Below are 7,953 nucleotides of genomic sequence, written 5' to 3'. Positions count from 1 at the left end.
CCATGAGCACGGGCGACCCTGACCCGGGCCTTGTCCCGATTCTTGGACCCCTTCGCCTTTCGGCTCAGGGCCCGCTGTGCGCGCTTCAACTTCTTCTCGGCGCGGCGCAGGAACTTCGGGCTGTCGATCTTCCGGCCGTCCGAGAGCACCGCGAAGTGCGTGAGCCCGAGGTCGATCCCCACGGTGGCGTCAGCCTCGGGCATCCGCTCAAGGTCGGCGGCCGGGTCGGTCTCGACCACGAAGGAGGCGAAGTACCGCCCGGCGGCGTCCTTGACCACGGTCACCGTGGACGGCACCGACGGCAGCGACCGCGACCACTTCACCCGTACGTCGCCGATCTTCGGCAGGCGCAGCTTCCCGCCACCGGTGATTCTCCATCCGGCGTTGGCGGTGAAGCGGATCGCCTGCCGGCTGTCCCTGCGGGACTTGAACCGGGGCGCTCCCGTCTTCGGCCGCTTGCCCTTGATACCGTCGAAGAAGTTCCGGTATGCGGTCTCCAGGTCCCGCAACGACTGTTGCAGGACCACCGACGACACCTCGCCGAGCCAGGCACGCTCGGGGGTCTTCTTCGAAGCCGTCAGCCGCCTGGAAAGCTCCGCCGACGTGACGAACGGCAGCCCGGCAGCACGGGCGTCCTCACGGACGCGGAGCGCGTCGTTGAAAACCACCCGGGCACACCCGAACGACCTTGCCAGCGACGCACACTGACCGGCACTCGGATAAACGCGGAAGGCGTACCGAAGCTGCACGATGCTCACCGTAGCATCCTGGTTCATGTCACCACGCTGGAATCCGAACCCAGACGTGCGCACCGGCCGTCACGTCATCCACCACCTGCACGTCCACTTGGTTTTCGTCACCAAGTACCGGCGCAGGGCCTTCACCGACGCCATGCTGACCCGCTGCGAAGAGATCACGCAGGACGTGTGTACGGACTTCGAAGCCGAGTTGAAGCAGTTCAACGGCAAGCAGGATCACGTACACCTACTGGTGCACCACCCGCCCAAAGTCAAGCTCTCCAAGCCGGTCAACAGCCTCAAAGGCGTCAGCTCCCGCAGGCCCCGACAGGAGTACGACAGCCACGTCCGCCGCTACCTGTGGGGCGGCCGCTTCCGGTCCGGCTCCTACTTCGCGGGCTCATGCGGTGGCGCGCCACTCACCGTCGTACGCCAATACATCGAGAGTCAGCAACGCCCGACCGCCTGACCCCCGCCCCGCAGGCGCAGAGAACTCCGGCGCTCCGCGCCTCCGAGACAAGGACGGCCTTCACCTCCGGCGTAAACACCGGAGCACTGGCCAAGATCAGAGGTAGACGCCCTGGTAGCGGCCGCGGGCGTGGGTCGGCGCGAGCTCGGCGACCAGGCCCATCATGGTCGGCGCGTTCAGGATCTCGCCGACCGTCCAGACCGCCACCGAGAGCGCGAACAGCCACGCGGACGACCCGGCCAGCGCCGCCAGCCCGAAACCCCAGCCGGTGAACAGACAGCTGGCGATCAGCAGGCCGGTCCGGGAGCGGCCCTCCATCCAGCGGGTGAGCGGAAGCTGCAGCACCACGATCAGCACCCCGTTCAGGCCGATGACCAGCCCGTACTCGGCCGCCGTGATGCCCGAGGCTCCCATGTCGACGGCCAGTGTGGTGGTGCCCTGGTGGAAGATCAGGGCGAACAGCAGGTTGAGCCCGACGACCGCCATGAACGGTGCGTCCCGGAACACGGTGCCGAGGCCGGCCGCCGGTTCGGCGGCGCCCTGCGCCGCGGCCCCCGCCGGCGTCTGCGGCCTGGTCTCCGGGATGCGGACGAAGATCACCACGGCGCAGACCAGAGTGGAGAGCGCGTCCAGCCGGAAGAGCGTGAGGTAGCCGTGAGTGGCGATCAGGCCGGCCGCGGCGGCCGCGAGGCCGAAGCCGATGTTGTTCGCCCAGTAGTTCAGCGAGTACGCGCGGACCCGGTCCTCGGCCGGCACCAGGTCGGCGATGATCGCCGAAGTGGCCGGCCGGGTGGCGTTGCCGCAGAGCCCGACCAGGAAGGCCACTGCGGCGATCGCCACCTGGCCGGCGGCGAAGCCGAGGACGGCGGTGAACAGCGCGGTGCCGAGCTGGGCGGCGAGCAGGGTCGGGCGGCGCCCGATCCGGTCGGTCAGCACCCCGGCGCCGATGGCCGCGATCGCCGAGCCCAGGCCGAACAGTGAGGCCACCAAGCCCGCGTAGGAGGCCGAGTAACCGCGCTCGGCGGTCAGGTAGAGCGCCAGGAAGGTGACCACGAAGGTGCCGAGCTTGTTCACCAGCGTGCTCACCCAGAGCCACCAGAACTGCTTCGGCAGCCCGCCCACCGTCTCGTGCAGCATCTTTCGGGCTGGACGGCGGCCGGAGGCCATGCCTGCTTCGGCCTCAGGGCAGGAAGGGGCCAGGTGCTTGCCTGCGGCGCTCTGCGTAGCGTATGCGGATTCCTCGGCACTGCCGTCGTGCGCCGGGCACGGGAGCGGCTTGGCGTAGCAGCGGTCGAGCTGCTTGTCCTGGTAGGGCGGGTTGTTGGGGATGGGGGTGTAGCCGGCGCGGGTGTAGAGGGCGATGGCCTCGGGCTGGTGGACGGTGGTTTCCAGGCGGATCTCGGGGTGTCCGAGAGCGGCAGCGGTGCGTTCGGCCTCGGCGAGCAGTCGGGTGGCGATGCCGTGTCCGCGGGCGTCGGGTGTGACGTACAGGTGCTTGAGCTCGGCCGCGCCGTCGGGGAACGGCTGGATCGCGCAGCAGCCGACGGGCCGACCGTCGGCCTCGGCCAGCAGGAAGCGGATGTCGGGGTGGAGGTGGGCGCCGCCGGTGCCGGGCTCGTCGGGGTAGCGCGCGGTGAGGTCGGCGTCGAGGTCGCGGACCAGCTGCAGGACTCTCGGGTCGTCGGGTGCGGCCTGGGTGATGGTCAGGGCGTGGATGGTCACAGGCTGCGGTGTCTTTCGAGGATGAGGTCCAGCTGGGTTCGCAGGACGCGCCGTTGGAGGTCCGGCGGGTAGGCGTCTGGGTCGGTCACGGCGTTGAGGGCCAGGCCGTCCAGGCAGGCGACCCACGCAAGAACCCGTGATGGCCGGTCCGACGGTGTCCGCCCTGTCCAGCCAGGCCTTGTCGACCTTGCGGCCGGCGATGTCCATCGGCAGCGTGATGTTCTCCAGCGCCGTCAGCGTGGGCAGCAGGTTGAACGTCTGGAAGATGAAGCCGATCTTGTCCCGGCGGAGCTTGGTCAGCTGCTTGACCTTCAGCCCCACCAGCTCCGTCTCGCCGATCACCGACGAGCCGGTGGTTGCCCGCCGTATCGGGGGGCCCGGACACGGCGCCAGGCGCTGTTCGCCATCCGGCTTTTGACCGGCGAGCAGGAAGACGAGTTCGGTCCCGACGCCGCTCTGGTGCAGGTGGTGTCGCTGGGCACCGTGTCTTATGGGGCCAGAGCCAGTTCAACGGCATGTTCGATGTGCAGGCGGGTGGTGTCGAAGAGCGGCGCCCGGCTGTCGGCCGGGCCGATCAGCAGCGGGATCTCGGTACAACCGAGGATCACGCCCTCGGCCCCCCGTTCGGCGAGGGCGTCGACGATCCGCTTGAACTCCTGCCGCGAGGAGTCCTGAATCCGCCCTCGGGTCAGTTCGTGGTAGATGACGTCGTGGACGAGTACACGGTCAGGCGCGTGCGGGACGATGACCTCGATCCCGCACTCCGCCATCCGGGCCCGGTAGAACTCGCCCTCCATCGTGAACCGCGTGCCCAGCAAGCCAACGGTGCGCATGCCGGCCGCCTCGATCCGCTGCACCGTCGTATCGATGATGTCCACGAACGGGATCCGGATCGCGGCGGCGATCTCGTCCGCCACGCGATGCATCGTGTTGGTGCACAACACGACCAGCTCCGCCCCGGCCCGCTCCAGACTCACCGCGGCCCCGGCGAGCCGCTGGGCCGCACCCTGCCAGTCGTCGGCCCGCTGCATCGCCTCGATCTCGGCGAAATCCACGGTGACCATCACGCTCGGCGCGCAATGGTGCCCGCCCAGCCGCTCCCGGGTGAGCCCGTTGAGCAGCCGGTAGTACTCCGCCGAGGACTCCCAGCTCATCCCGCCGATCAATCCGATGCTCCGCACGTGTCCTCCTGATCTCCGAGGCTCCAGAGTGCTTCGCACCCGGCACTCGCGGTAGCCCCGTCTTCCTTGCCCGACCCCCAAGAGATACTTGGGGCTATGGACCCTCACCGCCTGCTGATCTTCCGCGAGGTCGCCCGCACCGAATCGATCGCGGCGGCGGCCCGCAAACTCGGCTGGACCCAGCCCGCCGTCAGCCAGCACCTGCGCCAGCTCGAACGGCAGGCGGGCCTCCCGCTCGTGGTCCGCCACTCCCGCGGCATCAGGCTCACCGAGGCCGGCACCACGCTGCTGCGCCACGCCGACGCCATCGCCACCCGCCTGCACGCGGCCGGAGACGACATGGCCGCACTCGCCGACCTCAGCGCCGGCACCGTACGCCTGACAGCCTTCCCCTCCGCCTGCGCCACCCTCGTGCCGACCGCCATGACGGACCTGGCACGCCACCACCCCGGACTCGAAGTCCGCCTGACCGAGTGCGAACCACCCGAGGCCGCCCGTCTGGTAACCATCGGAGACGCCGACCTCGCCGTGCTCTTCTCCCACGACAACCGGCCACCCGAGCACGGCCCCGACCTCCAGCAGATCCCGCTCGCCCACGACCCGGTGCGCCTGGTCGTCCCCACCGGACACTCCGCAGCGACCGCCACCGAGCCCCTCACCTGCCTGACATCAACCCCGTGGATCGCCGGCTGCCCGAGCTGCGCCGCCCACCTCACCCGCACCTGCGAGGCCGCCGGCTTCACCCCCGACATCCGGCACAGCACCGACGACTACGTCGTCATCCAGAACCTGGTGGCCCGCGACCTGGGCGTCGCCCTCCTGCCGCAACTCGCCCTCGACGCCTACCGCCACCCCGACGTGCAGGTACTCCCACTCGGGACCACCGCCCGGGCCCTGTACCTGCTGTGCCACCGTGAAACGCTCCAGATCCCCGCCATCACGCAGACCACCCGAGCCCTTCAGCAGGCAGCAATCGCACGCGACACGCTCAGCAGCCAAGACACACCACCCACGTAGCGGGTTCTCGGATCACGGGTCATCGGCGGTAGGAGGTTGCGGCCGCCAGCAGGAGTGCCGGGCGAGAAGGCCGCCGGCCAGGGCCAGGGCGGCATAGCTGGTAGCGGCGACCATGACGCCGAGACCAGACGCTCGGCCGACCGCCGACCGGGCCGAGCCTCCTGGGCCTGGTCCTGCACGGCCGGCGCGTCCCGACCGGCGACACCTCCTCACCGCCGGCGGCATCACACCCCAACCCGTTTCGCGGATCCTCATCACGTGTGCACGGGTGTCTGTTAAAATCGCGGCTCGCGCGGACGCGTGGGGGACCGTGTACGGGGGAGCGGAGCGAGATCCATGAGCGTGCCCACTGAAGTCTCACAGTTTCGTCTGGGCCACCGAGCGAGCATGACCCGCACCGAGGGGGTGCGTAGCACGACCTATCGGTCGCAGTGGCGCCTGTTCCCGCTCGGCGCGAGTCGGCGCCCGGAGGCAGGGGCCGTCGTCCTCGACGTAGTCTGCGGAGACTGCCGCGTCCCCATCAGGGTCGTGCTGGAATCCGAGCCGACCGCCGCGCAGAAGCAGCGGACCCGCAGCACGCTCGGCTGGCTCCTGCTCGCGGCGGGGATCGGCCTTGTTGTCATCGCTTGCCTCATCGGCGGCGGCGGCGCCGGTGCCGGTCTGGCAGGCGTGACCGGCTTGCTGGCCGTAGCCACCAGCTTCGGCGTACGCAACGGGGCAAAGACCTATCCGGGCGTCCGCCTGGACCGCAACCAGCCCGCCACCACGAACACCCCGCACCGGATCTTCGTCCGCTGACACCGCCGGACGATGACAGGGCCTGCTCGATGCCACCCGGGTGTCAACGCTGCGTCGCGCACCCATGGGACGGACCGTCGTCCCCAGGCGGTGTCGCGGCCGGAGCGGCCGGCCTGACGTGACCCTGGCCGGATGCTCGGCACGGTGCTCGCGAACGCCGGCTCCGGGCTGACCGTCGCCGTGCTGCTGTTCCTGGCCCAGCGCGTCGAGGCCGTCGGGCACTCATGCCTCGGTCGGGGACCGGTCCGCTGCCCGCTCGGGGGTTCGGGCGCGGACCGGCCCTCCCAGTGTGTGCGGGCGGGCACCGCAGTGCCGCTGGGGTTGGTCCGGGGCGGTGTCAGAGCGCGTCCCCTTGCCAGTCCCATCGGTGTGGGCCCGTAGGCCGGGGTTCGTAGTGGGCGCGGCCGCCTGCGCCGTAGGCGCCGATCTCGGTGGGGAGTGTGGCACCGTCGGCGAGCTGGTCGGCGTCCCAGCCGGTGACGTCCAAGAGGAGGCCGTCGAGCGAGCCGCCGACGAGCTCGCGGTACTCGTGCCCCGGTTGGGGGCCGGGTCGTCGTGGTCGGCGCCGTAGACCCGGCCCCGCAGCAACGCCTCGTCGTCCATGGCGCCCAGCATCCCAGCCGCCACCGACACCCCGGGGGCGATCGGGCGGTGCGGTTCACCACCAGGCCGGTTCGACGTCGGCGGCCAGGCCGTCGTCCTGGCCCTGGTCTCGGCTGTGTGGTCGCGTACGGGGTGCCACTCGGTGCCGATGGCGGCCGCGGTGGTGAAGGCGGTCTCGTCTCCGGCGTTCGGTGTACCGGTCTGCGGTGCGCTCGTCGTCCCGGCCGCTGTGGAGGGCCTGCTGGATGTTCTCCAGGGTCATCCCGGCCGCCTGGCGGCGGGGACGGCGTGCTGCCCGTCCCCGAAGCCCTGGCCCGGCTGGTTCCCGCCCGCGGCCTGGCCCGGGGAGAGACCGCCGGGGTGGACGACATGGGCCTGCTCCTGGTCCTGGCCGGCGCCGCCGCCAGAGCTCGCGAGTTGGGCCTGGAGCATGCCGGGTGGATCGGCCGGGTCGGTCTCCCGCAGGCCGGGCGGCCGGCTCTGGTAAAGGCCGACGCCGATCGACGGCGGGCCTGCCTGACAGGGAAGAGATGGGTGCGGTGGGAGTGTCCTGGTGCTCTCGTCACAGGGTAAAGGTGCGTGCCATGGACGTCGTTCTCGTTCCGGCGGGTGGTGGCGAGGTGCTTGCCGGCTTGACCGGGATGCGCATTCTGGAGGACGGCTCGCACACCGGGCACCGGGTGGGGGTCATGGTGGACCGTCTGCCGCCGAACAGCGGCGGGCCGCCTCAGCACATCCACCGTCAGCACTCCGAGACGTTCTATGTCCTGTCCGGGACGATGCGCTTCACGTCCGCCGGCGAGCACGCTGACGTGACTGCCGGAGGAACGGTGACCGCGCCGATCGGTGTTCCCCACACCTTTTCGAACCCGGACCCCGCCGAGTGGGCAGCCTTCATCTGCACGGTGGCTCCGGACCTCTACATCGGCTACCTCCGCGACCTGTCCGCCCTGATCGCGCAGCATGGCAGCCTGGACCAGGTGGAGGAGAACGCCATCCTTGAGGTGATGGCCCGCTATTCGACCGAGCCGTACCTGCCACTGGGGTCATAAGCAACCACAGCCCCGGACTGGAACGGGTGCGCGCTCTCCTGCAAGCAAGCAGCACTCCCCCACGCCTGTGGAACGCCCTGACAGACTCACCATCAGCGCGGGGTGGACGCGCATCACGGCGTTGCGGCTGTTCAACCGCTGCGGCCGGTATCGCTCCCAGGCGTTGGCGAGCTTCGACCAGGTCATGCCGAACGCGTCCAACCCGCTGACCCGAGCCGCATCGACCAGGCCCTGGCCGCCCAGGTGACGCTGACGGGCGAGCCAGGAGATCAGCTCCGCGTGCTTCGTCCTGTCGGTGGGGTCGAGATGGCCGTGCTGGACGTGGAACACCGCTGCGACCGCGTGCATCCGCTGCCACTCCACGGCCCGCGGGT

General features: G+C 70.3%; 9 protein-coding genes and 2 pseudogenes. 4 read left to right on the top strand and 7 right to left on the bottom strand.

Annotation, left to right across the window (positions count from 1 at the left end):
- A partial coding sequence (locus KS423_RS31905) for an RNA-guided endonuclease TnpB family protein (RefSeq protein WP_224283241.1) occupies positions 1-749 on the bottom strand: 749 nt, incomplete at its 3' end.
- 25 nt (positions 750-774) lie between these two features.
- On the opposite strand from KS423_RS31905, the gene tnpA reads away from it, so the two are divergent.
- Complete coding sequence (tnpA, locus tag KS423_RS31900) at positions 775-1,206, top strand: IS200/IS605 family transposase (RefSeq protein ID WP_224283240.1); 432 nt, start codon at positions 775-777, stop codon at positions 1,204-1,206.
- Positions 1,207-1,302: 96 nt separating this feature from the next.
- On the opposite strand, the gene KS423_RS31895 is transcribed toward tnpA, so the two are convergent.
- The 3 genes and pseudogenes from KS423_RS31895 to KS423_RS31890 all read right to left on the bottom strand — a co-directional run bounded on the left by KS423_RS31895 (position 1,303) and on the right by KS423_RS31890 (position 4,094).
- Positions 1,303-2,928, bottom strand: a complete 1,626-nt coding sequence (locus tag KS423_RS31895; RefSeq protein WP_308020273.1) for an MFS transporter — start codon at positions 2,926-2,928, stop codon at positions 1,303-1,305.
- Positions 2,925-3,077: pseudogene (locus tag KS423_RS48165) on the bottom strand (TetR family transcriptional regulator); the annotation flags it as partial. The gene KS423_RS31895 and the pseudogene KS423_RS48165, both read right to left, overlap by 4 nt.
- A 339-nt stretch (positions 3,078-3,416) precedes the next feature.
- Entirely contained in the window at positions 3,417-4,094 is a 678-nt protein-coding gene (locus KS423_RS31890; protein WP_263455446.1) for an aspartate/glutamate racemase family protein, read from the bottom strand.
- Between the two features lie 111 nt (positions 4,095-4,205).
- Here KS423_RS31890 and KS423_RS31885 point away from each other — a divergent pair, with 111 nt between their 5' ends.
- Both KS423_RS31885 and KS423_RS31880 read left to right on the top strand, forming a co-directional pair.
- Positions 4,206-5,126 carry a LysR family transcriptional regulator gene (locus tag KS423_RS31885; RefSeq protein WP_224283237.1) on the top strand — a complete coding sequence of 307 codons (921 nt, stop codon included), beginning with the start codon at positions 4,206-4,208 and terminating at the stop codon, positions 5,124-5,126.
- Between the two features lie 387 nt (positions 5,127-5,513).
- A complete protein-coding gene (locus KS423_RS31880) occupies positions 5,514-5,924 on the top strand; it encodes a hypothetical protein (RefSeq protein WP_224283236.1) in 411 nt (136 codons plus the stop codon).
- A 337-nt stretch (positions 5,925-6,261) separates the two neighbouring features.
- On the opposite strand, the pseudogene KS423_RS31875 reads toward KS423_RS31880, so the two are convergent.
- Positions 6,262-6,527 (bottom strand): annotated as a pseudogene (locus KS423_RS31875) (hypothetical protein).
- Positions 6,528-6,785: 258 nt separating this feature from the next.
- Entirely contained in the window at positions 6,786-6,959 is a 174-nt protein-coding gene (locus KS423_RS31870; RefSeq protein WP_224283235.1) for a hypothetical protein, read from the bottom strand.
- Positions 6,960-7,111: 152 nt separating this feature from the next.
- On the opposite strand from KS423_RS31870, the gene KS423_RS31865 reads away from it, so the two are divergent.
- Positions 7,112-7,579: a cupin domain-containing protein gene (locus KS423_RS31865; RefSeq protein ID WP_224283234.1), complete on the top strand. Its 468-nt coding sequence runs from the start codon at positions 7,112-7,114 to the stop codon at positions 7,577-7,579.
- Here KS423_RS31865 and KS423_RS31860 read toward each other — a convergent pair.
- A partial coding sequence (locus tag KS423_RS31860) for a helicase associated domain-containing protein (protein ID WP_224283233.1) occupies positions 7,574-7,953 on the bottom strand: 380 nt, incomplete at its 5' end. The two genes, KS423_RS31865 and KS423_RS31860, sit on opposite strands and share 6 nt — an antisense overlap.

Origin of the sequence: Streptomyces sp. LS1784, from assembly GCF_020103755.1 — a bacterium.
In the GTDB taxonomy this organism is placed as follows: Bacteria; Actinomycetota; Actinomycetes; order Streptomycetales; family Streptomycetaceae; genus Kitasatospora.
Note: the sequence above shows the minus strand (reverse complement) of the source record. Positions and strands in the feature narration are given on the sequence as shown.

Bases quoted from the DNA above. Each gene is read 5' to 3' on its own strand.
- KS423_RS31880 (WP_224283236.1), top strand. From the start codon at position 5,514: ATGACCCGCACCGAGGGGGTGCGTAGCACGACCTATCGGTCGCAGTGG.
- KS423_RS31865 (WP_224283234.1), top strand. From the start codon at position 7,112: ATGGACGTCGTTCTCGTTCCGGCGGGTGGTGGCGAGGTGCTTGCCGGC.
- KS423_RS31885 (WP_224283237.1), top strand. From the start codon at position 4,206: ATGGACCCTCACCGCCTGCTGATCTTCCGCGAGGTCGCCCGCACCGAA.
- tnpA (WP_224283240.1), top strand. From the start codon at position 775: ATGTCACCACGCTGGAATCCGAACCCAGACGTGCGCACCGGCCGTCAC.
- KS423_RS31870 (WP_224283235.1), bottom strand. From the start codon at position 6,959: ATGCTCCAGGCCCAACTCGCGAGCTCTGGCGGCGGCGCCGGCCAGGAC.